Source organism: Pseudomonas sp. BGI-2 (assembly GCF_004310295.1).
Taxonomy (GTDB): domain Bacteria; phylum Pseudomonadota; class Gammaproteobacteria; order Pseudomonadales; family Pseudomonadaceae; genus Aquipseudomonas.
In genome coordinates, this window is sequence record NZ_SISB01000051.1 from 18,596 (window position 1) to 43,693 (window position 25,098).

Annotated in this window: 16 protein-coding genes; 9 read left to right on the forward strand and 7 right to left on the reverse strand. The window is 58.7% G+C overall.

Annotated elements, in window-relative coordinates:
* Positions 1–23 precede the first annotated feature (23 nt).
* From ptsP to EYC95_RS26505, 4 genes are all read left to right on the forward strand, one after another.
* Entirely contained in the window at positions 24–2,885 is a 2,862-nt protein-coding gene (gene ptsP / locus EYC95_RS26490) for a phosphoenolpyruvate--protein phosphotransferase (protein WP_131062959.1), read from the forward strand.
* Positions 2,885–3,826, forward strand: coding sequence for a 1-phosphofructokinase (gene pfkB / locus EYC95_RS26495; protein ID WP_131062960.1), 942 nt, complete (start codon positions 2,885–2,887; stop codon positions 3,824–3,826). The genes ptsP and pfkB overlap by 1 nt, the downstream gene beginning before the upstream one ends.
* Positions 3,827–3,837: 11 nt before the next feature.
* Positions 3,838–5,577, forward strand: coding sequence for a PTS fructose-like transporter subunit IIB (locus EYC95_RS26500; RefSeq protein WP_131062961.1), 1,740 nt, complete (start codon positions 3,838–3,840; stop codon positions 5,575–5,577).
* A gap of 166 nt (positions 5,578–5,743) precedes the next feature.
* Entirely contained in the window at positions 5,744–7,285 is a 1,542-nt protein-coding gene (locus EYC95_RS26505) for an alkaline phosphatase (RefSeq protein ID WP_131062962.1), read from the forward strand.
* Positions 7,286–7,417: 132 nt separating this feature from the next.
* On the opposite strand, the gene EYC95_RS26515 is transcribed toward EYC95_RS26505, so the two are convergent.
* Both EYC95_RS26515 and EYC95_RS26520 read right to left on the reverse strand, forming a co-directional pair.
* Entirely contained in the window at positions 7,418–9,946 is a 2,529-nt protein-coding gene (locus EYC95_RS26515) for a sulfite reductase flavoprotein subunit alpha (protein WP_131062963.1), read from the reverse strand.
* A 167-nt stretch (positions 9,947–10,113) separates the two neighbouring features.
* Positions 10,114–12,438, reverse strand: a complete 2,325-nt coding sequence (locus EYC95_RS26520) for a TonB-dependent siderophore receptor (RefSeq protein ID WP_131062964.1) — start codon at positions 12,436–12,438, stop codon at positions 10,114–10,116.
* A 206-nt stretch (positions 12,439–12,644) separates the two neighbouring features.
* Between EYC95_RS26520 and EYC95_RS26525 the strand changes: the two genes are divergently transcribed.
* The 4 genes from EYC95_RS26525 (at position 12,645) to EYC95_RS26540 (ending at position 17,559) form a co-directional block, all read left to right on the forward strand.
* Positions 12,645–13,325 carry a Fe2+-dependent dioxygenase gene (locus EYC95_RS26525; RefSeq protein ID WP_131062965.1) on the forward strand — a complete coding sequence of 227 codons (681 nt, stop codon included), beginning with the start codon at positions 12,645–12,647 and terminating at the stop codon, positions 13,323–13,325.
* Complete coding sequence (locus tag EYC95_RS26530) at positions 13,322–14,077, forward strand: tetratricopeptide repeat protein (RefSeq protein ID WP_131062966.1); 756 nt, start codon at positions 13,322–13,324, stop codon at positions 14,075–14,077. Before EYC95_RS26525 ends, EYC95_RS26530 begins: the two co-directional genes overlap by 4 nt.
* A gap of 331 nt (positions 14,078–14,408) precedes the next feature.
* Positions 14,409–16,634 (forward strand): alpha-xenorhabdolysin family binary toxin subunit A, encoded by a 2,226-nt coding sequence (locus EYC95_RS26535; protein ID WP_131062967.1) that lies wholly within the window; start codon positions 14,409–14,411, stop codon positions 16,632–16,634.
* A 49-nt stretch (positions 16,635–16,683) separates the two neighbouring features.
* The gene (locus tag EYC95_RS26540) at positions 16,684–17,559 is read left to right on the forward strand and encodes a hypothetical protein (protein WP_131062968.1); all 876 of its coding nucleotides are present in this window, start codon (positions 16,684–16,686) and stop codon (positions 17,557–17,559) included.
* A gap of 46 nt (positions 17,560–17,605) precedes the next feature.
* Here the strand turns inward: EYC95_RS26540 and EYC95_RS26545 are convergent, their stop codons facing one another.
* The 5 genes from EYC95_RS26545 to EYC95_RS26565 form a co-directional block, all read right to left on the reverse strand.
* Positions 17,606–18,769, reverse strand: a complete 1,164-nt coding sequence (locus tag EYC95_RS26545) for a type III PLP-dependent enzyme (protein WP_131062969.1) — start codon at positions 18,767–18,769, stop codon at positions 17,606–17,608.
* Between the two features lie 467 nt (positions 18,770–19,236).
* Positions 19,237–20,394 carry a betaine/proline/choline family ABC transporter ATP-binding protein gene (locus EYC95_RS26550; RefSeq protein ID WP_131062970.1) on the reverse strand — a complete coding sequence of 386 codons (1,158 nt, stop codon included), beginning with the start codon at positions 20,392–20,394 and terminating at the stop codon, positions 19,237–19,239.
* On the reverse strand, positions 20,391–21,044 hold the full coding sequence (locus EYC95_RS26555) for an ABC transporter permease (protein WP_131062971.1): 654 nt from the start codon (positions 21,042–21,044) through the stop codon (positions 20,391–20,393). Before EYC95_RS26555 ends, EYC95_RS26550 begins: the two co-directional genes overlap by 4 nt.
* Before the next feature lie 12 nt (positions 21,045–21,056).
* The gene (locus EYC95_RS26560; RefSeq protein ID WP_131062972.1) at positions 21,057–21,965 is read right to left on the reverse strand and encodes a glycine betaine ABC transporter substrate-binding protein; all 909 of its coding nucleotides are present in this window, start codon (positions 21,963–21,965) and stop codon (positions 21,057–21,059) included.
* A gap of 20 nt (positions 21,966–21,985) precedes the next feature.
* The gene (locus tag EYC95_RS26565) at positions 21,986–22,702 is read right to left on the reverse strand and encodes an ABC transporter permease (RefSeq protein ID WP_054049992.1); all 717 of its coding nucleotides are present in this window, start codon (positions 22,700–22,702) and stop codon (positions 21,986–21,988) included.
* 498 nt (positions 22,703–23,200) lie between these two features.
* Between EYC95_RS26565 and EYC95_RS26570 the strand changes: the two genes are divergently transcribed.
* Positions 23,201–24,784 (forward strand): peptide chain release factor 3, encoded by a 1,584-nt coding sequence (locus EYC95_RS26570; protein ID WP_131062973.1) that lies wholly within the window; start codon positions 23,201–23,203, stop codon positions 24,782–24,784.
* Positions 24,785–25,098 lie beyond the last annotated feature (314 nt).

The window sequence follows — 25,098 nt, forward strand, 5'->3', positions numbered from 1 at the left end:
ACAGACGCCAAAAAGGAGAAAGTATGCTCGAGCTCACCATAGAGCAGATATCCATGGGCCAATCGGCGGTGGATAAATCCGAAGCCTTGCAACTGCTGGCCCGGCATCTGGTCACCGATGGCCTGGTGGCCGAGGGTTACCTTGCCGGTTTGCAAGCACGCGAAGCCCAGGGCTCGACCTTTCTCGGTCAAGGTATTGCCATCCCCCACGGTACGCCGGAAACCCGCGATCAGGTGTATTCCACTGGCGTGCGACTGATGCAGTTTCCCGAAGGCGTGGACTGGGGCGACGGCCAGATTGTTTATCTGGCGATCGGTATCGCCGCCAAATCCGATGAACACTTGCGACTGCTGCAACTGCTGACCCGGGCCCTCGGTGAGACCGACCTGGGCCAGGCCTTGCGTCGCGCCAGTTCCGCCGAAGCTTTATTGAAGCTGCTGCAAGGCGCACCGCAAGAACTGGCGCTGGATGCACAGATGATCGGCCTCGGTGTCTCCGCCGATGACTTCGAAGAGCTGGTGTGGCGCGGTGCGCGTTTGCTGCGCCAGGCAGATTGCGTGAGCAACGGTTTCTCCGCCGTGTTGCAGCAAGTCGAAGCGCTGCCGCTGGGCGATGGCCTGTGGTGGTTGCACAGCGAGCAAACGGTCAAGCGCCCGGGCCTCGCCTTCGTCACGCCGGACAAACCCATGCGCTACCTTGGCCAGCCGCTCAGTGGCCTGTTCTGTCTGGCCAGCCTCGGCGAGGCGCATCAGGCCTTGCTCGAACGCCTTTGTGCGTTGCTGATCGAAGGTCGTGGCCACGAATTGGGCCGCGCCACCAGCAGCCGTAAAGTTCTTGAAGTGCTGGGCGGTGAACTGCCGGCGGATTGGCCGAGCGCGCGCATTGCGTTGGCCAACGCCCACGGTTTGCATGCCCGCCCGGCGAAAATCCTCGCGCAATTGGCTAAGAGTTTTGAAGGCGAAATCCGCGTGCGCATCGTCGATGGCCAGGACAGCGCCGTGTCGGTGAAGAGCTTGAGCAAACTGCTCAGCCTCGGCGCCCGTCGCGGTCAGGTGCTGGAGTTCGTCGCCGAACCGAGCATCGCCGCTGATGCGTTGCCAGCCTTGCTCGCCGCCATCGAAGAAGGCCTGGGCGAAGAAGTCGAACCGTTGCCAGCCGTGAGCCAGCAGCGCGAAGTGTTTGCCGATGTGGCCCAAGTGCTCCTCGCGCCAGCGTCCGGTAGTCTGGTTCAGGCGATTGCCGCCGCACCGGGCATCGCCATCGGTCCGGCGCACATTCAAGTGCTGCAAACCATCGATTACCCGCTGCGTGGCGAGTCTGCCGCGATCGAGCGCGAGCGTCTCAAGCAGGCGTTGGTGCACGTGCGTGGCGACATCGAAGGCCTGATCGAGCGCAGCAAATCCAAGGCCATTCGCGAGATTTTCATCACCCACCAGGAAATGCTCGACGACCCGGAACTGACCGATGAAGTCGACACCCGCCTCAAGCAAGGCGAAAGCGCCGAAGCGGCGTGGATGGCGGTGATCGAAGCGGCGGCCAAGCAACAGGAATCGCTGCAGGATGCGTTGCTCGCCGAACGGGCTGCCGACTTGCGCGACATCGGCCGTCGGGTGCTGGCGCAACTCAGTGGCGTCGAAACCCCGAATGAACCCGATCAGCCGTACATTCTGGTGATGGACGAGGTCGGTCCGTCCGACGTCGCCCGTCTCGATCCGACCCGCGTGGCCGGTATTCTCACGGCCCGTGGCGGCGCGACCGCTCACAGCGCGATTGTCGCCCGGGCGCTTGGCATTCCGGCCCTGGTCGGCGCCGGTGCAGCGGTGTTGCTGCTGGCGCCGGGCACGCCGTTGCTGATTGATGGTCAGCGCGGTCGCCTGCACGTGGACGCCGACGCAGCAACCTTGCAGCGCGCCACCGAAGAACGTGACACCCGCGAGCAACGCCTGAAGGCGGCGGCCGAACAACGCCATCAACCGGCATTGACCACTGACGGTCACGCGGTCGAAGTGTTCGCTAACATCGGCGAAAGCGCTGGCGTGACCAGCGCGGTGGAGCAGGGCGCCGAAGGCATCGGTTTGCTGCGCACCGAACTGATTTTCATGGCCCATTCCCAGGCGCCCGACGAAGCGACCCAGGAAGTCGAATACCGTCGCGTCCTCGATGGCCTGGCCGGTCGTCCCTTGGTGGTTCGCACCCTCGACGTCGGGGGCGACAAACCGCTGCCGTACTGGCCGATTGCGAAAGAAGAAAACCCGTTCCTCGGTGTGCGTGGCATCCGCCTGACCTTGCAGCGTCCGCAGATCATGGAAGCGCAATTGCGCGCCTTGCTCCGAGCGGCGGACAACCGCCCGCTGCGGATCATGTTCCCCATGGTCGGCAGCGTCGATGAGTGGCGCCAGGCGCGGGACATGACCGAACGTCTGCGTCTGGAAATCCCGGTCTCCGACCTGCAACTGGGGATCATGATCGAGGTGCCGTCGGCGGCGCTGCTTGCTCCGGTGCTGGCCAAGGAAGTCGACTTCTTCAGCGTCGGCACCAATGACCTGACCCAATACACCCTGGCCATCGACCGGGGTCACCCAACCTTGTCGGCCCAGGCTGACGGCTTGCATCCGGCGGTACTGCAATTGATCGACATCACCGTGCGCGCGGCCCATGCCAACGGCAAGTGGGTGGGCGTGTGCGGCGAGCTGGCGGCCGATCCGCTGGCGGTGCCGGTGCTGGTCGGCCTCGGCGTGGATGAGCTGAGCGTGTCGGGTCGCAGCATTGCCGAGGTCAAGGCGCGCATCCGCGAACTCAGCCTGAGCCAAACCAAAATTCTCGCCCAACAGGCCCTGGCCGTGGGCAGCGCCAATGAAGTGCGCGCATTAGTGGAGGCCCTGTAATGGCCAGGATACTGACCCTGACGCTCAACCCGGCGTTGGACCTGACGGTGCAGCTGCCGCGCCTTGAGCCCGGCCAAGTCAATCGCAGCGACGAAATGCACACCCACGCCGCCGGTAAAGGCGTGAACGTGGCGCAGGTGCTGGCAGACCTCGGGCATCAGCTGACGGTCAGCGGTTTCCTCGGTGAGGACAACCTCCAAGCGTTCGAGACCCTTTTCGCCAAGCGCGGTTTTGTCGATGCGTTCATTCGGGTTCCCGGCGAGACGCGCAGCAACATCAAACTGGCGGAAAATGATGGGCGCATCACCGACATCAACGGTCCGGGGCCGATGGTCAATGAGGCGGCGCAGCAAGCGTTGCTGGATCGACTCGATCAGATTGCCCCCGGTCATGACGCGGTCGTCGTCGCCGGCAGCCTGCCGCAAGGGATCAGTCCTCAGTGGTTGCAGGCGTTGATTGAGCGTTTGAAAAACCTCGGTTTGAAGGTCGCTCTCGACACCAGTGGTGAAGCCTTGCGTGTGGCGCTCAAGGCTGGCCCGTGGCTGATCAAGCCGAACACCGAAGAGCTGGCCGATGCGCTGGGCTGCGAGGTGATATCGGTGGCGGCACAAGCCGAAGCGGCGAGCCGTTTGCACGCTCAAGGCATCGAGCATGTGGTGATCTCCCACGGTGCCGATGGTGTGAACTGGTTCAGTGTCGGCTCGGCGATGCATGCCACGCCGCCCAAGGTCAGCGTCGTCAGCACGGTGGGCGCGGGCGATTCGTTGCTGGCCGGCATGCTCCACGGTTTGCTCAGCGCCGACACGCCTGAACAGACCCTGCGCACCGCCACGGCGATTGCCGCGATGGCGGTCACGCAGATCGGTTTCGGTATTGGCGATACAGCGCAGTTGGCGCGGCTCGAACAGGGTGTGCGCGTGCGCCCCCTGACAGAACAATAAGAGGGTTTGTCATGAAGTTAGCCATTGTTACGGCCTGCCCGAACGGCATGGTCACCAGTGTGCTGTGCGCCCGTTTGCTCGATGCAGCGGCCCAGCGTCAGGGCTGGAGCACCAGCGTCGAAGTGGTTGATGCCGCGCATCCGGAACGTCAGCTGTCGGCGGCTACGATTGAGGCCGCGGAGTGGGTGTTGCTGGTGACCAGCACGCCGGTGGACATGTCGCGATTGGTCGGCAAGAAAGTGTTCCAGAGCACACCCGCGCACGCCCTGCAGGATGTAGAAGCGGTGCTGCGCCGAGGTGCTGAAGAAGCTCAGGTGTATGTCGCGCCCGAAGTTGTCGCGCAACCTGCCATCACTGTTCAAAGCGCACCACGTCTGGTGGCGATCACCGCATGTCCAACCGGTGTCGCTCACACGTTCATGGCCGCCGAAGCCTTGCAGCAAGCGGCCAAGCGTCTGGGCTACGACCTGCAAGTGGAAACCCAGGGCTCGGTCGGTGCGCGCAATCCACTCAGCGCCGCAGCGATTGCCGATGCCGATGTGGTGCTGCTGGCCTGCGATATCGAAGTCGCCACCGAACGTTTCGCCGGCAAGAAGATTTACCGTTGCGGCACTGGCATTGCCCTGAAGCAAGCCGAAGCGACGCTGAACAAGGCGCTGGCCGAAGGCAAGCAGGAAACCGCTGCGACCGGTGCTAAAGGCCCGACCAAGCAGGAGAAGACTGGCGTCTATAAACACCTGCTGACGGGCGTGTCGTTCATGTTGCCGATGGTGGTGGCGGGTGGGTTGATGATTGCGTTGTCGTTCGTATTCGGTATCACCGCGTTCAAGGAGCCGGGCACGTTGGCGGCAGCCCTGATGCAGATCGGCGGCGAGACGGCGTTCAAGTTGATGGTGCCGTTGCTGGCGGGATACATCGCCTACTCGATCGCCGACCGTCCGGGCCTGGCACCGGGGATGATCGGTGGCCTGCTGGCGAGCACCCTGGGCGCCGGTTTTATCGGCGGGATCATTGCCGGTTTCATCGCCGGTTATGCGGCGCAGGCGATCAATCGTTATGCACGCTTGCCGCAAAGTCTTGAAGCGCTGAAACCAATTCTGATCATCCCGTTACTGGCGAGCCTGTTCACTGGTCTGGTAATGATTTACATCGTCGGCAAACCGGTTGCGGGGATGCTTGAAGGTCTCACGCACTTCCTCGACAGCATGGGCACCACCAACGCGATTCTGCTCGGTGTGCTGCTCGGCGGGATGATGTGCGTCGACCTTGGCGGGCCGATCAACAAGGCCGCGTATGCGTTCTCGGTCGGGCTGCTGGCCTCGCAAAGTTATGCACCGATGGCCGCAACGATGGCCGCCGGCATGGTGCCGCCGATTGGCTTGGGGATCGCCACGTTTATTGCGCGTCGCAAGTTTGCCCAGACCGAGCGCGAGGCAGGTAAGGCGGCGCTGGTATTGGGGCTGTGTTTCATCTCCGAAGGCGCGATTCCGTTTGCCGCCAAAGACCCGCTACGGGTGATTCCGGCGAGCATTGCCGGGGGGGCGCTGACCGGTGCGTTGTCGATGTATTTCGGCTGCAAACTGATGGCGCCGCACGGTGGGTTGTTCGTTCTGGCGATCCCGAATGCGATCAATCATGCGCTGTTGTATCTGTTCGCGATTGTGGCGGGGAGTCTGTTGACGGCGGTGGCGTATGCGCTGCTCAAGCGACCGGAAACGGTAGAGCTGGCACTGGAACCCGTAAAGGCCTGACACAAAACCTTTGTAGGAGCGAGGCTTGCCCGCGAAGACGGCCTGACAGTCACTATCTTTGTTGGATGTTAAATCGCCTTCGCGGGCAAGCCTCGCTCCAACAAGTCGTGGTGTCACACCGGTTTCATGCACACGTGCTTTAGTTTTCCTTTTCAGGGAGAACACCATGAGCGAATTCGACCTCGGCCGCCGTCGTGTCATGCAAGCCGTCGGCGCCGGGCTTTTGCTTCCAGGCCTGGCACCGGCGGTCATCGCCTCGGTCAAGGATCGTCCACTACTCACCGATGGCGTGCAGTCCGGCGATGTGCTGGGTGACCGGGCGATGATCTGGAGTCGCAGCGACCGGCCGGCACGGATGGTGGTGGAATGGGACACCCGCAGCCTGTTCGGCAACCCTCGTCGATTCGTCTCGCCATTGGCCGATGCGCGCACCGATTTCACCGCGCGGGTCGAGCTCACCGGTCTGCCCGCCGATCAGGCGATTTTTTATCGCGTGTATTTCGAAGACGCCCAGAGTGGCGTCGCCAGTGAACCCTGGTTCGGCCACTTGCGCAGCGTGCCGCAAACCCGGCGCGACCTTCGGTTCGTCTGGAGCGGTGACACCGTCGGGCAAGGCTTCGGTATCAACCCGGACATTGGCGGCATGCGCATCTACGAAGCCATGCGCTTGCGCCTGCCCGACTTCTTTATCCACAGCGGCGACACCATCTACGCCGACGGCCCGGTGCCGGCGCAACTGACCACCGAAAGCGGCCGGGTGTGGCGCAATATCACCACAGAAGCCAAGAGCAAGGTCGCCGAGACCCTTGACGATTACCGCGGCAACTACCGCTACAACCTGATGGACGAAAACGTCCGTCGCTTCAACGCCGAAGTCCCGCAGATCTGGCAATGGGACGACCATGAAGTGGTAAACAACTGGTCGCCGGGCAAGCAGTTGGATGAGCGCTACAAGAGCAAAGATATCCACAGCCTGGTGGGCCGCGCCCGCCAAGCCTGGCTCGAATATGCGCCCATGCGTTTGCAGAGCGCCGATGGTGGCGGGCGGATTTATCGCCAGCTTGGTTATGGGCCGATGCTGGATGTGTTTGTGCTGGACATGCGCAGTTATCGCGAAGCCAATGACGATAACCTCGGCGCCGCCAAACCCTTTCTCGGTCGTGAGCAACTCGACTGGCTCAAGGCGTCGTTGAAAGCCTCCGGTGCGCAATGGAAAGTCATCGCCGCCGACATGCCAATCGGCCTCGGCGTCCCCGACGGAGAAGTCAGCCCGGGTGTGGCGCGTTGGGAAGCGGTGGCCAACGGCGATCCCGGACCGGCCCAGGGACGTGAACTGGAAATCGCTGAACTGTTGGGCTTTCTACGGGCGCAGCAAGTGCGCAATTTCGTTTTCCTGACGGCGGATGTGCATTACTGCGCAGCGCATCACTACCACCCGGATCGCGCGGCGTTTCAGGATTTCGAACCGTTTTGGGAGTTTGTGGCCGGGCCGTTGAATGCGGGGAGCTACGGGCCTAATCCGCTGGATAAGACGTTCGGGCCCGAGGTGGTTTTCGAGAAGTCACCACCCGCGCAGAACACCTCACCGTTCGCCGGGTTTCAGTTTTTTGGCGAGGTGAATATTGATGGGCAGACGGGGGAGATGAGCGTGGTGTTGCGGGATCTGGATGGGGTGGCGGTGTTTGAGCAGAAGCTGCAGCCAGTCTGACCGTTTTTCATGAACGACCAAAAATCAATGTGGGAGCGGGCTTGCTCGCGAATGCGGTGGATCAGTCAACATCATCGTTGAATGACACGCCGCTTTCGCGAGCAAGCCCGCTCCCACAGGGATTGTGATGTATCAGTAGACGTCGCGGCGGTAGCGGCCCTGCTCGATCAGGCGGTCAACCTCTTCAATCCCGAGCACTTCGTTGAGCACGTGATCCACGCCTGAAGCCATTCCCTGCAAGCTGCCGCAGATGTAAATCACGGCACCGTCGGCCAACCATTGCTTCAGTAGATCGGCCGACTCACGCAGTCGATCCTGTACGTAGATCTTCTCGGCCTGATCCCGCGAGAACGCCAGGTCCAGTCGCTCCAGATCGCCTGAAATCAACCATTCCTCAAGCTCGTCGCGGCACAGGTAGTCGTACTCCCGATTGCGCTCACCGAACAGCAGCCAATGCCGTTGCTGCCCATCGGCAATTCGTGCCTTGAGCAAACTGCGCAGGCCGGCCAGCCCGGTGCCGTTGCCCAGCAGGATCATCGGTACTGGCTCGGTCGGCAGATGGAAGCCACTGTTGCGCCGCACCCGCAGGCTGACGGTGCCACCTACTGGCGCGTGTTCGGTCAGCCAACCGGAGCCTATGCCCAGGCTGCCGTCGGCATGCATTTCCTGACGCACGATCAGTTCCAGCACGCCGTCGGCGGCGATCGAGGCGATGGAGTATTCGCGCATGGCCAAGGGCACCAAGGCGTCTACCAACGCCTGCGCGTGCAGGCCGACCAGGTGAGTTCTGTTCTCGGGCAACTGGCGACTGGCGAGGGCTTGCTCCAGCGCTTGTGACAGGCCATCGAAGGTCACCATCGCCCGGCCTTCAATACCCAGGCCATCAAGTAAATGCTCGATCGCCCACGGGCAATTGCGGGGCAGGACTTCCACCAGATCACCCGCCAGCCAACTGCTGGTCGTCGGGGCGGTGAGGCCCAGCAAGTACACCGGGGAGCCGCTGCTGTCCGGGTTCATCAATTCGCGGCGGGTCAGGGTCCAGTTGTTGTAGCTCGGGGCTTGCCAGGTGTCGACCGGCGCCTGCCCGGTCAGCAGGCCGAGTTGCTGCTGCCAGTGACGCAAGGCGTAAGGGTCGCCGCTGTCGACTTCCACCGGCGCGAACAAGGTCTTGCCGCCATGCTCGCCCAGCCACGTGTGCAAGCGTCGGGCGAAACCGCAGAAGTGTTGATACTGGCGATCACCGAGCCCCAGTACCGCGTAGTTCAGGCTCTCCAGGCTCAACGCCCGGCCGAGTACTTTGCGTTCAAAACCACGGGCGCTGTCCGGCGCCTCGCCATCGCCGAAGGTGCTGACCACGAACAGCGCGTTGCTGGATTCACGCAAATCCTGTTCGCTGACATTCGCCAGCGGCTGCACCTTCACCGACAGGCCGGCCGCCTGCAATTGCCCGGCGGTCTGCCACGCCAGTTGCTCGGCAAACCCGCTTTGGCTGGCGAAGCCGATCAACCAGGCGGGTGTATTGCTGCCCGTTTGCGCGAAGTCTTTGCGAGCGTCCTTGATCTGTTTTTTCTTGCGGCGACGATCCAGATACAACATCCAGCCAGTGACGAAGAACAGCGGCATGGTCAGCGCGGTAATGGTCAGGATGATCCGCCCGACGATGCCGAAGTAACTCCCCACGTGCAGCGCATAGAGGCTGGTCAGCAGTTGCGCCTTGAGGCTCTTGTCGCTGTAACGGTCATGCCGCTTGACGATGCCGGTGGCCGGATCGAGGCTGATCTGGTTCAGCGCACGGTCATGGGGCGAGGAGTTCAACAGGTAGAAAACCGTCGCCGGTTTGCCGGCCACTGGCGGCATGCGGATGTTGTAGGCACTGAGTGCCGGACCTGCAGCGCTATAAATGCTGCTCCACATGACGGCGTAGTCGGCGGTGGGCGCCGGGCCGCTCGGTGCAGGGCCACGACCGCCGCGCAAGCGCTCGTTTTGCGGTGCGTCGGAAAGTAATTGGGTCAGGCCCTTGTTGTACCACTCATAGGACCAGGACAACCCCGTCAACGCTGACAGGAGGTAAAACACCAGGCACCACGTGCCGGCCACCGAGTGCAGGTCCCAGTTAAAGCTGCGGCCCTTTTTCTTCCAGTCAAGGGTCAGCCAGGCGCGCCAGCTTTTCCATTGGCGCGGCCAGCGCAAGTACAGGCCGGACAGGCAGAAGAACACCAGGATCAGTGTGCACGCACCGGTGATCTGCCGGCCGGTATCGCCCATGGCGAGGAAACGGTGCAGTCGCAGCATCAGGCCGAAGAAATCCTGGCCGGTAGCGTCACCCATGAATTCGGCGGTGTACGGATCGAAGTAGCGCATCTCGCCACGGCGTTCGCCCGGTGGCGGCGTGAAGCTCACCCGCGCGGCGTTGCCGCTGTCGGTCTCGACCCAGAGCATCGCGACTTTTTTGCCGGAAGCCCCCTCGATCTTTTCCACCAGTTCGGCGGGCGGCAGGACACCGGCAACCTGCTTCTCGACCTGCAGCACGGAAGGATTGAGCACGCTGAGGATTTCATCCTCAAACGATACCATTGCCCCGGTGATGCCCATCAGGGCCAGGACCAGCCCGGCACTGATGCCGAAAAACCAGTGCAACTGGAACAGGGTTTTCTTCAACACGTCGCTCGCCTTGTTCGTTCGAAATAATCATCACGGCGCGCATTATGCCGTGGGTTGCTGAGAAACATTCTTTTTTACGCACAAAAGCCCCGTTCATGTGGATGAACGGGGCCTGCTGATATCAGCCTTCACCACTTTCCATGTGGGAGCGGTGGTGAGGCTTGCAATCAGAAGTGGAAGTTGGTGCTCAGCAATGCCGTACGGCCCGCCGCCTGGTTGGCGAAGTGGGTCGAGAAGGCTTTGTCGTAGTAGGTTTCGTCGGTCAGGTTCTGCACGTTCAGTTGCAAGTCGACGTTTTTGCTCAGCTTGTAGGCGGCCATTGCGTCGTAACGAACGTAGGAATCCACCATGGTGGTGTTGGCCACGCTGCCGAATACGTCGTCGACATAGAACGCACCGCCACCGATGGTCAGCTTCGGCGTGACCTGATAGGTCGTCCACAGGCTGGCACTGTTTTTCGGGGTGTTTGGCAACTCGTTGCCGTTGTTGGCTTTGTTGGCCGGCAGATCACCACCATCGACTTGCTCGCTGTCCATGTAAGCGTAACCGGCGAAGACCTGCCATTTTTCGGTGATCTTGCCGGTGGCCGACAATTCGATCCCTTGAACGCGGGTTTTGCCGGCGTTTTCATAGGCGGTGGTATTGACTTGAACGCGGGCGTTTTCTTTCTCGGTGCGGAAGATATCGGCGGTCAGCGACAGGCGATCGTTGAGCAAATCCCACTTGGTGCCGATTTCGTAGTTCTTGGTGGTTTCCGGCTCCATGTCGCTGCTCAGCAAGTTGCCGTTGCGATCAGGAGTGCCGCCCAACGGGTTGCCTTCCTGGCCTTCGCCCAAGGTGTTGCCCGGCGGAGTGGCGGAGGTGGCGTAGGACGCGTAGATGCTGCCGTTTTCGGCCGGCTTGTAAACAACGCCGAACTGGCCGGTCACGAACTCGCTGACGTCATCCCCTTTGGACGTGGTCACGCTGGAGGAGTTGTAGGTTCTGTACTGGGTGTCGAAATGGTCGTAACGCAGGCCCATGTTCACCAGCCATTGTTCGGACAACTCCAGGGTGTCGAACACATACAACGCGTAGGTGTCGGACTGAGTGTCGGTGCCAGCGTAGTTACGCGAGATCGCACCGTTCCACGGATCGTTCGAGTTCGGGTTGGCCAGCGAGGTGCAGTTGTAGCCGCTTCGCGCGCCGATCAATGCCGGTGAGCAGTTAGTGGTCGAGGCTGCTGTTCTCGGGGTGGTGTCGACGTTGACGTTGTACGAGGACTTTTGACTTTCCTCACGGCTCAACTCGATACCGGTAGCGAAGCTGTTCTTGAACCCGGCGATGTACACGTCACCAAACAGATCGGTCTGGTTAGTGGTGGTCTCGGTGTTGCTGACGCGGGTGTTGGCCCGGCGCCAGACGCTGCCGTTATTGACGTTGCCCTTGCTGTCGTCCGGCTGGGTCAGGATGTAATCCTGCATGCTGTTGCCGTGGCGCAAGGTGTTTTTGACGGTCAGCGCATCGTTCAGGTCGTGCTCGATGGCGAAGGTCGCCGTGTCGGTGCGGCCCTTGCGGAAGTCGCGATCTTCCAGACCGTAGAAGTTGCTGTGATCACCCCCGGCGAAAGGCTTGTCCGGGTTCGATTTGGTGCGGGCGGCCGAACCTGCGACAGGGATGGTGTACGGAATGCCCGAGTCTGGCGTGTCGTTGCTTTCCAGATGGTAGTAATCGAGGTTGACCCGGGTGTCGGTGCCCAGGCCGAACGCCAGCGACGGTGCGATGCCCCAACGGTCGTAATCGACGCTGTCACGGCCAGCAACGTTACTTTCGTGGCTCATCAGGTTCAGTCGGCCGGCGGCGGTATCGGTGAACTGATAGTTGCCGTCCATGGTGTAACGCTGGGTCTGGTCCGAACCCCAGGTAAAGCCACCGTCAAACGAGTCGCCCAGGTGGGCCTTTTTGCTCACCAGGTTAATGCTGCCGCCCGCAGCGCCACGGCCGCCAATGGCCGAGTTCGGGCCTTTGCTGACTTCGATCGACTCGACGGCGAAGATCTCGCGGCTCTGCGAACCGGTGTCGCGCACGCCGTCCAGATACGTATCGCCCTGAGCGTCAAAACCACGAATGAACGGACGATCGCCTTGTGGGTTGCCACCTTCACCGGCACCAAAGGTGATACCCGGAACGGTGCGCAGCGCGTCCTGCATATTGAGGGCGCCGGTATCCTTGAGTACCTGCTGCGGGATGACGGTGATCGAACGCGGTGTGTCCACCAACGGTGCGGTGTACTTGGGCGAGGAGGCTTTTTCGACGTTGTAGGAAGTCGCATCCTGGACTTCGCCGGTGATGGCGGTAGCCCCTAGGGAAATCGTATTGCTCGGCGCTTTTTCGTCGGCCTTTTCAGCCGCGAAAACCATGTGGCCGGCAGAGCTGGCAGTGAGCGCCACGCCAATTGCAGACGCGAGTAAACGCGGTGAACTGACTGGTAATTGTGATTGTTGGCGTGACATTTGAATTCCCCTCCCCAAGGATTTGAGGCCGCGGAATATAGGGTAGACGCGTATTTGTATCAATTGCGAAACGTTACTATTCGCGAAGAATTTACATTCTTTACAATTTAACCTTACGGTTTTTGATGATTCGTTCGTCTTAGGGGTTTTACACAGTCAATAAGAATCAATACCATTGCCGCCTCTCTGACTTCAGGTGCCATCCCATGCTGCTGCACATTCCCGGCGTGTTCGCGAAAGAAGAAGTGCAGCGCATCCGCGAGGCTCTGGAGCAGGCAGATTGGGCCGACGGCAAAATCACCGCCGGCTACCAGTCGGCCAAAGCCAAGCACAATCTGCAACTGCCCGAAGGCCACCCTCTGGCCAAGGAAGTGGGCGCGGCGATGCTTGAGCGGCTGTGGAAAAACCCGCTGTTCATGTCTGCGGCGTTACCGCACAAAGTTTTCCCTCCGTTACTGAACTGTTACACGGCCGGTGGCAGTTTCGACTTCCACATCGACAACGCTGTGCGTCAGTCCAAAGGGGGCATCGAGCGGGTTCGCACCGATCTGTCGGCGACGCTTTTTTTCAGCGAACCGGACGACTACGACGGCGGCGAACTGGAAATCCAGGACACCTTCGGCACCCAGCGCGTGAAGTTGCCGGCCGGGGACATGGTCCTTTATCCCGGCACCAGCTTGCACAAAGTCAACGCCGTCACGCGCGGCACTCGCTATGCGTCGTTCTTCTGGACTCAAAGCCTGGTACGCGAAGACAGCCAGCGCGCCTTGCTGTTTGAAATGGACGGGGCGATCCAGCAACTGACCCAGGACATGCCTGATCACCCGTCGCTGATCCGCCTTACGGGCACCTATCACAACTTGTTGCGCCGCTGGGTCGAGGTATGAGTTATCAATTGCGCCGCGAGGAAGTCCTCGACGGTGACTCGCTCAAGGCCATGCTGGAGGAAAGCCCCGCTCGTGCGGCGCAGGCGATTCTGCTCGCCGCCCGCGAAGGAGTGCTGGACGCCCAGGCCTTGCTGGGGCAAATCCTGCTGGACGGGCAGGGTATCGAACAGGATCGGTCACTGGCCGTGCGCTGGTTCGAGATTGCCGCCCGGCGTGGGCACTTGATGGCGCGCAATATGCTCGGTCGTTGCCATGAACATGGCTGGGGTTGTCCGGCCGATGCTGCGCTGGCTGCACGGCATTACCGGGTAGCGGCTGAAGCGGGACTGGATTGGGCGATGTACAACGTTGCCAACCTGTTCGCCACCGGTCGCGGGGTAGCAGAGAGCCAAGCGCAAGCACTGGCGTTGTATCGCCGCGCCGCCGAGTCGGGGCATGCCAAATCCATGAATCTGTTGGGCCGCTATCTGGAAGAAGGACGCCACTGTCCGCAGGATTTGTACATGGCCCGGGAATGGTATCGACGCTCGGCCGAGGGCGGGGATTTTCGTGGACAGTTCAGTTATGCAGCGGTACTGGCCGATGAAGGGTGTGTCGATGATGCGCTGGGCTGGCTGCGCAAGGCATTGGAGGGGGGAAACGCAAATTTCTTGCGGGTGAGCAGTGAGTCATTGCTAGGCGCACTTCATCCACAAATCCGCGGGATGGCTGACGCTTATCGGCTGCGGCTATCTCAGTTGACGGCGCAATAACATTTTATGGGAAGCGTTAACGTATTGACGGCGAAGTCTCGTTTTGCGCGGTGCGTTGCGCGATAGAACGCATGGTCTGGGAAGTTTTAATACACTCATCGGGTGTGCGTAGTAATTAGATTGAACTGTGAGTGGGTATCGGTTGTTTTCAATGTTAATGGCTGTGTTGTAGTGGTTGTCTTGATTTTTAATATTTTAAAACTTGTAGATAATTGCTTTGGTGCACTAAGGTTGGTTTGCGCGATATCTGCAGTCTGATGGAATAATGATTTGTCAGTGTCGGGCTTTAACTTAAATTGCATTAATTTCCCAAGAAGACAAGGAGTCTCTTATGGAATTCAAAACCAGCAGCAAGTTACTTGAGGTCGCCGCAAAGGCACCGATGATATTCGTGGATGCCTCCCTTGGTCGGGGGGAGTTCGATGGTGAGGAATATAATCGGGAAACCGGAATACAGCTCACCAAAGAGCAAATTATCAGCCTGAGGAAGTATGAAGAGTTGGGGTTGTCTTTTCCGGTCCAGCTTCAGGATGTCATTGCTTACCTCAAGTATGGCGCCGATGACAATGGCAGCGTGGGACTGGCTGCAGAGGATTTTCTCCGCACCTTCACAATCACCAACATCCATGCCAGGCGTTGGCGGCCACTGCGCCAGGACATCATGCAGACAGGAAATCAGTTGAAGATTTTTTCTGGCAGCATCATCGGCATCGGCGGTGAAATTGTAAGTATCTACAATGAGCTAAAATCCTCCGGATATTTGGAAGAATACAATATCACTACCCCCGAGCAGTATTTGGAACTCAAAAAGCAGTTCCCGGATCTGCCTGATCTTGATTTGCCGTCAGGGGATGTCCCGGATATTAAGTATTTCCTCAACCAAATACTTGATAAGGTCAAGGACTGCCATGCCAAGGCCGAGGAAGTAAGAGAAGGGCTGGATAGCTTTGGTACCGATATGCGTGAGCAAGTACTGCCGGAAATAAAACTGCGTTTGAAGTTTGTCTCCGAAAATACGTATCAGGCAGATATTCAGGTATTGCAGGATGAAATTGAGGCGCGCTCGAAAGAAATTGATCTGCTCAATGAGCGCTATTCCAAACTGGTCAAGGACGCGATCATCTCCGGCGCAACCATGAATATTGGCGGGTTGGTTCTCGGCATCTATTACGGAGTCAAGGCTGAAGAAGTGCGTCGTGAGCGAAATGCACTCAGGGCGTTGCAAAATGAAGCCAATCTAAGGATGGCCAGCAAAAGCCAGACATTGAGCTCCTTGAACAAGGTGCGTGATGATCTTCAGAATCTGACCTATGTCGCGATCGAAGCCGAACTGGCGACTCAGAATCTGATGTTGGTGTGGAATGCGTTAAGTGATTGGATCAGTTCATCGGCCGAACACATTGATAAAGTGGATAACGCGATTTCCTTAAGGACATTTATTAATGAAATAAAAAGAGTTGTTGGGCCTTGGGAGGAAATACAAAAAAGCTCAGATGAGTTGCTTAAGGTGTTCAAGGCGGCCGATGATGAATATGAAAGCAGTTGTTTGATTTTCCAGGATGGGAACGCTATGACTTCGACACTCCACCATTTGGGCTCGGGTTTTGACATGGCCCAGTTGCGCAGCCATAACGATGACGTGCAAGGCGCGAACACTGACGTACAAATGCTTTTCCAGCAATTCGACTATTTGCCCGGTCCGGTGGAAACCCTGAGTACTCTGGCCGTCACGATTAACAGGACAGTATTTGATGTGCGAGTCCAGGCTCAATCAAGTGAAATCAAGCTGGCTTCATCGCTCCGGAGTCTGAAAGATTATCTGACAGAGCTGGGCAATCCGGCTGATGACGATGAAATCCGCGAAGACATGGAAAGAGAGCTGCAAGGGGTATCCGGCCACTTGTCCGCAAAAGCTGAAATATTTCAAGAGATCGAAAGAAGTGTCAGTGGCCGGTTTGACCGCGCTGTCTCGAAACAGTGGGTAGTGGCGCTGCAACAGGATCTAGTTTACGCCGAGCAACAAAAAACCAGGTCTGATGAAAAAGTATCTGAACTGAAAGAGCAGATGACGTCCGTGCTGGAAGCGATTGAGTTGATTGAGAAAGCTGGAATCGAGAAAATTGGCGAAGAGTCACAACTCACGCTGGATAAACTGAAGACATTGGGTCTGGCGCCGCCGCAGATTGAAATCGCGCTGCTGGCTCTGGAAACCCTTAAAAAGTTGATCGCAGGTATCGGGCACGCCATTTCCTATCTCAACATGATTGCGGCGTACAACAGCCTCAAGCAGAGAGCGCTGGAGTTGAAGTCCCAGTCTGACGGGTATGCCAAGGATATCGTCAAGACTAATGGGAAGATTAGACTGGTCTACGCTCTGGACACTCTGGACGATGGACGTTGGGCGTTCGGGAATGAATTTTCGAAATTGGTTGTCGACTTTGAACAGTTCGCCCAGGAAACCAAGCAGGACAAGGGGCTGCCTGTCGAGGAGCGGGCGGATATCGCGATTGCCCGAATCGCAGACGTTGTCGAATGCTTGAAGACTATTCAGCGCTGATAAGGAGTCGGGGAGGTGGGTCAGACGCCCACCTCCTTTAATATGGATCATGGATATAGTTACCTTTGAGTTTTCCCCTGAGCAGCGGCGTCTACTGGATCGTTACGCACGCTTTCTCGACACGCTGTTCCCGACATACGACAACATACCGATTGTGTTTGACCGCCGTAAAAACAGTGGCCATCAGCGTGCGGAACTGACCTACGATACGCGCTTGAACAAGGTCTTATTTAATCAGAAGTATCTGCGGGACTATTGGGATCGTAGTGAAAGCGCCAGGATTCGATGCGATGCCAATTTTCAAGATCTGCTCACCTTTACCCGCGAGTCTTTGGAAATAACCCGTCAAACGTCCCCGAGCAAGCCCCTCGATGAGGTTGATGTAAATCTATACAGTTTCTCCCGCTCCCCGAGCTGGGGCTCAGTGCCAACGAGTGTGCGAGGACTGGTTCAAGGGTTAGGTAGTCAGTTTTTTGATACGGAAGGTCATATAGACGTGCTGAAGTTTATAGACCAGAGCCTGTATGAGGATGCGTTTGCACTGCGCTCCGCATTTATGGGAGCAATGGACTATCGCTCCTGTAATTGTCATCTGCAACCCACTGTGGTGGAGGCGTTGTTCAGGGAGACGGATACGACACCTGTTTGGGATGTTGCTTACTCTTCCACAGACCCTTCGATAAAGTCAGCAGAATACAAAGCCGATGTTACGGCGTTATTTAACGGGTTTACGTCCTTGCGTTCGCAGATGGGTTTTTTTGTCGCGGAAATTTTATTGCGCGTCGATAGCGCTAAAGACGAGCTGTTTCAAACAGCTGATATGTCAACGATGGGGAGGTTGAACTCAAAGTTGGAGCGCGTGGTGCAGGAGGCTGAAGAGTTCATGACAATGATCAATCACCTCGAAGCCTGGTTGCGCAAATAAAAAAGGCCCATGTATTCATGGGCCTTTTCATGTTTCAAGAGATCGCTTACACGTAGAACGACTTCAACGGCGGAAAGCCATTGAATTCAACCGCGCTGTAACTGGTGGTATACGCACCGGTCGACAACCAGTAAAGACGATCACCAATGGCCAGGTTCAGCGGCAAACCGTACTTGTAGTTTTCATACATGATGTCGGCGCTGTCGCAGGTCGGGCCGGCGATGACCACTTCTTCCATCTCGCCTTTCTTCTCGGTCCAGATCGGGAACTTGATGGCTTCGTCCATGGTTTCGATCAGGCCGGAGAACTTGCCCACATCCGTGTACACCCACCGCTCTACCGCGGTGCGGGATTTACGCGCCACCAGCACCACTTCGCTGACCAGGATGCCGGCGTTGGCGATCAACGAACGGCCTGGCTCCAGGATGATTTCCGGCAGTTCGTCACCGAAGTCTTCCTTGAGGAAACGGATGATTTCTTCAGCGTAGGTTTCCAGGCTGTTGGTGCGGGTGATGTAGTTGGCCGGGAAGCCGCCGCCCATGTTGATCAGCTTCAGGTGAATGCCGTCTTCTTCTTTCAGGCGTTCGAAGATGACTTTGACCTTGGCGATCGCCGCGTCCCAGACGCTGATGTCGCGCTGTTGCGAGCCGACGTGGAACGAGAGGCCGTACGGCACCAGGCCCAGGTCGCGGGCGAGGATCAGCAAGTCCATGGCCATGTCGGTCTGGCAGCCGAATTTGCGCGACAAAGGCCAGTCAGCGGTGGTCGAGCCTTCGGTGAGGATGCGCACGTAGACTTTCGAACCCGGTGCAGCTTTGGCGATGTTACGCAGGTCGGCTTCGGAGTCGGTGGCATACAGACGCACGCCCTTCTCGTAGAAGTAGCGAATGTCCTTGGATTTCTTGATGGTGTTGCCGTAGCTGATGCGATCCGGGCCGACGCCCTGATTCATCACTTTATCGAGCTCGTAGATCGAGGCGATGTCGAAGTTCGAGCCTTTCTCTTTGAGCAGGTCGATGACTTCGACGGCCGGGTTGGCCTTGACCGCGTAGTAGACCTTGGCGAAATCGAAACCGGCGCGCAGGTCGTCGTAGGCCTGGCTGATCATCGCGGTGTCGATCACCACGAACGGGGTTTCTTGTTTGTCGGCGAACGCCTTCATTTTCTGGAAGGTATCGCGCGCGAAATAGTCTTCGACGTTGATCGACATGCTGGGAACTCCTACTGGCAAACTAGATTAATCAATGGGTGCAAATGAACGTCCTCCGTATCCCCACTTTGGTTCGCCTACTTCCCAAGGCATGTCGCCGAAAGCAAAAAGGCCACGGGAGGCGGTGCTTCCCTTGGCCTTGCTGTCTCGTCGTCAGTACTTGAGCCGGATGGATCGTTTCCAGCATGGACGTTCGGCGCGAACTTTAGGGCGTGAGGGGCTTGAGATCAACAAAAAATGTCGCGTTTTTGCACGCTTCCGTCGTGCGGTCCCGGACAACTACTGATGTAACCGACCTGCATGACAGTGTGATGTTCCCGTAGGAGGGATATTTGAGGTGTATCAGAGGGATTTGTGGTGCCCCATTCGCGAGCAAGCCCGCTCCCACATTGGATCTGTGTCAGCTCACAATTTTGTGGATGAACGCGGACCAATGTGGGAGCGGGCTTGCTCGCGAAGACGTCAGATCAGGCGACCGCTGTCTCGGCGGGCGAAACAATGCTGGTCTTGCCCCCACGGGACTTGCCAGAGCTCAAATACTCTGCAATTGATTCCTGAGTCACCTCCCCCAGGAACACCCGCTCCGCATCCATCACCGGCAACCACGAGCGGTTGAACTCGTACATGCGTGACAGCAGGATGCGCAAATGCTCGTCGAATGCCGCCGTGGCGTTGAACTCACGCAGGTACTGCGCGCAAGTCCCGGCCTGACGGTGCAGGTCTCGACGCCTTACATAACCCAGCGCCTTGTTCTCACCGTCAGTGACCACCACATATCGACGGTCCAGTTCGTCCATCAACTCCAGGGCTTCAGCCACCGGCGTTTCCGGGCTTACCGACGGGGCGTTGTCCGCTGCGTCTTCGGCTTTCACCAACAACAGGCGTTTAAGCGTACTGTCCTGGCCAACGAAGTTGCTGACAAAGTCATCCGCCGGGTGCGCCAGCAGCGTGTCCGGGTGATCGATCTGCAGCAGCTTGCCGGCGCGGAAGATCGCAATCTTGTCGCCCAGCTTGATGGCTTCGTCGATGTCGTGGCTGACCATGATCACGGTCTTGTTCAGCGCGCGCTGCATCTCGAAGAACTCGTTCTGGATCATCTCGCGGTTGATCGGGTCGACCGCGCCGAACGGTTCGTCCATCAGCAACAACGGCGCATCCGCCGCCAAGGCACGAATCACACCGATCCGCTGCTGCTGACCGCCGGACAGTTCACGCGGGTAGCGATTCAGATACTGCTTGGGTTCCAGCTTGATCATGCTCATCAACTCGCGGGCGCGGTCGTGGCATTTCTGTTTGTCCCAGCCCAGCAGGCGCGGAACGATGGTGATGTTTTCCTCGATGGTCATGTTCGGAAACAGGCCGATCTGCTGGATCACATAACCGATGTTGCGGCGCAGGGTCACAGCATCGAGGTCGGTGGTGTCTTCGCCATTGATCAGGATTTTGCCGGAGGTCGGTTTGATCAGACGGTTGATCATTTTCAGTGTGGTGCTTTTGCCGCAGCCCGATGGCCCGAGGAACACGCAGATCTCGCCTTCATTGACGGTCAGGCTTACCGAGTCCACGGCTTTCACATCTTTGCCGTTGCTTTGGAAGGTCTTGCTGAGGTTTTGAAGTTCGATCATTTGAGTAATCCTTTTGGAGTCAGCGTGCGTTGCAGCCATTGCAGAAGCAGGTCGGCGAAGATGGCCAGGAGACTGACCAGCACGGCGCCGACGATCAGCATCGACATGTCGCTGCGGCTGATGGAAGCGAGAATGAGTACACCGAGGCCACCGGCGCCGATGGTCGCGGCGATGGTCATGACACCAATGTTCATGACCACGGCGGTGCGCACGCCGGCGAGGATCACGGGCACGGCGATCGGCAACTCGACCATGCGCAGGCGCTGGCCGAAGGTCATGCCGATGCCGCGCGCGGCTTCGCGAATGCCGGGTTCGACGCCGGTCAGGGCGAGGTAGGTGTTACGCATGATTGGCAGCAGCGAGTACAGAAACACCGCGGTAATCGCCGGCATCGGCCCCAAGCCCTGGCCGAATTTGGAGTAGAACGGCAGCAGCAGGCCGAACAGCGCAATCGACGGCACCGTCAGCAGCACCGTGGCACTGGCTTGCAACGGGCCGGCGAGGGTCGGGAAGCGTGTCATCAGGATGCCCAGCGGCACGCCAACCAGGATCGCCAGGGTCACGGCAATACCGACGAGGGTGATGTGCTGCCCGGTCAGTTGCAGGACCAGCGGCCAGTCGAGATGGGAAAAGGCGTTCAGAAATTCCATGTCTTTTCCTCCTCAGTTAATAGGGTGCTGGCGCAGGAAATCTGCAGCAACGGATGAAGGACTTTCGTGATCGACATCGACCCGCGCATTGAGCTGCCGCATGGTGGCGTCATCGAACAGTTCGGCCAGCGGCTTTATTTCTTCCGCCAGTTTTGGATGGGCGTCGAGGTAGTCCTGACGCACCACCGGCGCGGCGGTGTAGTCCGGGAAGTAGTGCTTGTCGTCTTCCAGCAGTTTGAGCTTGAAGGCATTCAAACGACCGTCGGTGGTGTAGACCAGACCGGCAAACACCTGGCCGTTACGCAGGGCGGTGTAGACCAGCCCAGCATCCATCTGCCGGATGTTTTTGCGGGTCAGGTTCATGCCATAGAGGTCGACCATGCCGTCCAGACCGTCGGAACGGTTGGCGAACTCGGTGTCCAGCGCGACGAGATGATTGGTCTTCGCCTCAGCCTGCATCACCGTGTTCAGCTCGCTGATGGTGTTGATCTGCGGGTAGGCTTTTGCGGTTTTTTCCGGCAGGGCCAGGGCGTAGGTGTTGCTGAACTTCGACGGGGTGAGCCAGATCAGGCCTTTTTTTGCGTCGAGTTCTTTCACCTTGGCGTAGGACTGAGCGCTGTCGAGCTTTTCAGTGACATGGTTGTAAGCCACCAGCGACACGCCGGTGTATTCCCACATCAGGTCCAGCTGACCACTTTCGTGGGCGCTGCGAGCGAGGTTGCTGCCCAGACCGCCGGTCACCTGAGTGTCGTAACCCTTGGTGCGCAGGTATTGGGAGGTGATTTCCGCCAGCAGGGTTTGTTCGGTGAAGACCCGGGCGCCGATGCGGATCACGGGTTTTTCAGCGGCTTGGGCAAATCCTGCGAATAGCAGGACGCAGCCCATTATTAAGGTCATGCCTTTTAGGTAGAAAGCTTTCATAAATATTCCTTTGCCGAGGCTTAAGACGGGCGTAGGCCGCGTTCGAGCCAGAGGCGGCTGGCGAGTGTCACCAGACCGTCGAGCAGCAAGGCCAGCAGGGCGGTGCAAGCCGCGCCGAGCAGCAGTTGCGGCTGATTGTTCAAGGCGATGCCTGGGAAAATCAGGCTGCCCAGGCTGTTGGCGCCGATCAGGAACGCCAGCGGTGCGGTACCAACGTTGATCGCCAGGGCCACGCGCACGCCACCGATGATGATCGGCACAGCGTTCGGCAGTTCGACCCGCCACAGCACTTGAGTCGGCGTCATACCAATGCCGACGGCCGCTTCCTTGAGCGATCCCTGGACGTTTTTCAGGCCTTCATAGGTGTTGCGCACGATCGGCAACAGCGAGGCGAGGAACAGGGCGAAAATCGCGGGGCCGCTGCCGATGCCGAGGATCCCCAGGGCGATGGCCAGTACGGCAAGAGGCGGCACAGTGTTGCCGATGTTGAAGATCTGCATGAAGCGTTCGGCGCGTCCAACCATGGTCGGGCGGCTGAGGAAGATGCCGGCGGGGATGCCCACAACGAGGGCGGCCAGCATGGAAACAAGGACGAGAATCAGGTGAGCTTGCAGGTAAAACAACAAATCGTCGCGGTAATGTTCGATCGTGTTGATGCCAATCCAGTGGACCAGCAGGGCCAGGAGAGCGACGACAACCGCACCTCCTATCAGCCCCTTGCCATAGCGAATAGCCACAGGCGGACTCCTTTTTTCAGTCGGCGGACGCAGTCCCGTGGGGCATGCCATTCCTGGCTGCCGGGATTATCAACGTTCGCGAGAAGCAGCTCCCCATGCTGATGGAACCGCATGAGATCGAGCCATAAGCGCAGCCTCGTCAGGCTAACTTGCAGGTTTTTCAAACCCTGCTACGAGAGCTGTAACAGGGGAGTGGACGCCTCCACCTTTTAAAAGGTTCCATATTTAGCAGCATTTAGCTACCACGCATCTCGATATGCCCGTGTAGCAGCTGCCGAGCCTGCGAGGCTGTGGCGAGGGGATTTATCCCCGTTCGGCGGCGAAGCCGTCGTAATCCATTGGGCGCGGTGTGGCTGGAAAATAGGGGCCGCTTCGCAGCCCAACGGGGATAAATCCCCTCACCACGGGGCAGATGCTACAGGGTGAACGGTGGTCTGTAGGTCACGGTTTGCGCTATACTCGCCGCCCTTTTTTGAATCACCTGCCAGGCGATTTCCCATGACCAAACAGGCCGCCGAAGTCGCGAAACGCCGCACTTTCGCCATTATTTCCCACCCCGATGCCGGTAAAACCACCATCACCGAGAAGCTTTTGCTGATGGGCAAGGCGATTGCGATTGCTGGCACGGTGAAATCCCGTAAATCCGACCGCCATGCCACCTCCGACTGGATGGAAATGGAAAAACAACGGGGTATTTCCATTACCACGTCGGTCATGCAGTTCCCGTATCGCGATCACATGATCAACCTGCTGGACACCCCGGGCCACGAAGACTTCTCCGAAGATACCTACCGCACCCTGACGGCGGTTGACTCGGCATTGATGGTCCTCGACGGCGGCAAGGGTGTAGAGCCACGGACCATCGCGCTGATGGACGTCTGCCGTCTGCGTGACACGCCGATCGTCAGCTTCATCAACAAACTCGACCGTGACATCCGCGACCCGATCGAACTGCTCGACGAAATCGAAGCGGTCCTGAAGATCAAGGCTGCGCCGATCACCTGGCCGATCGGTTGCTACCGCGACTTCAAGGGCGTTTATCACCTGGCCGACGACTACATCATCGTGTACACCGCTGGCCACGGCCACGAGCGTACCGATGTGAAAATCATCGAGAAGCTCGACTCTGATGAAGCCCGCGCGCACTTGGGTGACGAGTACGATCGCTTCGTCGATCAGCTGGAATTGGTGCAGGGCGCCTGCCACGAATTCAATCAACAGGAATTCCTCGACGGCCAACTGACCCCGGTGTTCTTCGGTACTGCACTGGGCAACTTCGGTGTCGATCACGTGCTCGACGCCGTGGTCAACTGGGCGCCGAAACCGCTGGCCCGTGTCGCCAACGAGCGCACCGTTGAACCGGTCGAAGAGAAATTCGCCGGCTTCGTGTTCAAGATCCAGGCGAACATGGACCCGAAACACCGCGACCGCATCGCCTTCATGCGTATCTGCTCCGGCAAATACGAAAAAGGCATGAAGATGCGCCACGTGCGCACCGGCAAGGATGTTCGGATCGGCGATGCCCTGACGTTCTTCTCCTCCGAGCGTGAGCAACTGGAAGAAGCGTTTGCCGGCGACATCATCGGCCTGCACAACCACGGTACCATCCAGATCGGCGACACCTTCACCGAAGGCGAAGTCCTGGGTTTCACCGGCATCCCGCACTTCGCCCCGGAACTGTTCCGTCGCGTGCGCCTGCGTGATCCGCTCAAGTCCAAGCAACTGCGTCAGGGTCTGCAGCAACTGGCGGAAGAAGGCGCGACCCAGGTGTTCTTCCCCACGCGCAGCAACGACATCATCCTGGGTGCCGTCGGTGTGCTGCAGTTCGATGTGGTCGCCAGTCGCTTGAAAGAGGAATACAAGGTCGAGTGCTCCTATGAGCCGATCACCGTTTATTCCGCGCGCTGGATCGATTGCAGCGATAAGAAGAAGCTTGAAGAGTTCCAGATCAAGGCGGTGGAAAACCTCGCGATTGACGGCGGCGGTCACCTGACCTACCTGGCCCCGACCCGGGTCAACCTGGCACTGATGGAAGAGCGCTGGCCGGACGTGAAATTCCGTGCGACGCGTGAGCATCACTAAGCGCTGAGCGATAACACCCCAAAGCCCACTGTGAACACAGTGGGCTTTTTTTTGGTGCGCCAGGCATGGCGCGTTGCGCGCGAAGCGCAACCAGCTTGGCTATGGTGGCCACGCTGGTGACTTGGAGGTGAAAGTCCTCTACACACCCGGCAAGGGGAAGTGTTAGCCAGAGGCAAGGGTGTCGCGGTGTAGTGGTCTAATTTCCCCGGACACCTCGATAGGTGGAAAATGCATCTATCGAGGAGATTTTCATGACCGACAAACGCAGAACATTCGACGACAGCTTCAAGCTGGAAGTCGTGAAGATGATCAAG

Excerpts from the sequence above, each read along its gene's own strand:
- ptsP (WP_131062959.1), top strand. The coding sequence starts at position 24 with ATGCTCGAGCTCACCATAGAGCAGATATCCATGGGCCAATCGGCGGTG.
- EYC95_RS26545 (WP_131062969.1), bottom strand. The coding sequence starts at position 18,769 with ATGTCGATCAACGTCGAAGACTATTTCGCGCGCGATACCTTCCAGAAA.
- EYC95_RS26520 (WP_131062964.1), bottom strand. The coding sequence starts at position 12,438 with ATGTCACGCCAACAATCACAATTACCAGTCAGTTCACCGCGTTTACTC.
- EYC95_RS26550 (WP_131062970.1), bottom strand. The coding sequence starts at position 20,394 with ATGATCGAACTTCAAAACCTCAGCAAGACCTTCCAAAGCAACGGCAAA.
- EYC95_RS26555 (WP_131062971.1), bottom strand. The coding sequence starts at position 21,044 with ATGGAATTTCTGAACGCCTTTTCCCATCTCGACTGGCCGCTGGTCCTG.
- EYC95_RS26525 (WP_131062965.1), top strand. The coding sequence starts at position 12,645 with ATGCTGCTGCACATTCCCGGCGTGTTCGCGAAAGAAGAAGTGCAGCGC.
- EYC95_RS26560 (WP_131062972.1), bottom strand. The coding sequence starts at position 21,965 with ATGAAAGCTTTCTACCTAAAAGGCATGACCTTAATAATGGGCTGCGTC.
- EYC95_RS26500 (WP_131062961.1), top strand. The coding sequence starts at position 3,838 with ATGAAGTTAGCCATTGTTACGGCCTGCCCGAACGGCATGGTCACCAGT.
- EYC95_RS26530 (WP_131062966.1), top strand. The coding sequence starts at position 13,322 with ATGAGTTATCAATTGCGCCGCGAGGAAGTCCTCGACGGTGACTCGCTC.
- pfkB (WP_131062960.1), top strand. The coding sequence starts at position 2,885 with ATGGCCAGGATACTGACCCTGACGCTCAACCCGGCGTTGGACCTGACG.
- EYC95_RS26570 (WP_131062973.1), top strand. The coding sequence starts at position 23,201 with ATGACCAAACAGGCCGCCGAAGTCGCGAAACGCCGCACTTTCGCCATT.
- EYC95_RS26535 (WP_131062967.1), top strand. The coding sequence starts at position 14,409 with ATGGAATTCAAAACCAGCAGCAAGTTACTTGAGGTCGCCGCAAAGGCA.
- EYC95_RS26505 (WP_131062962.1), top strand. The coding sequence starts at position 5,744 with ATGAGCGAATTCGACCTCGGCCGCCGTCGTGTCATGCAAGCCGTCGGC.
- EYC95_RS26540 (WP_131062968.1), top strand. The coding sequence starts at position 16,684 with ATGGATATAGTTACCTTTGAGTTTTCCCCTGAGCAGCGGCGTCTACTG.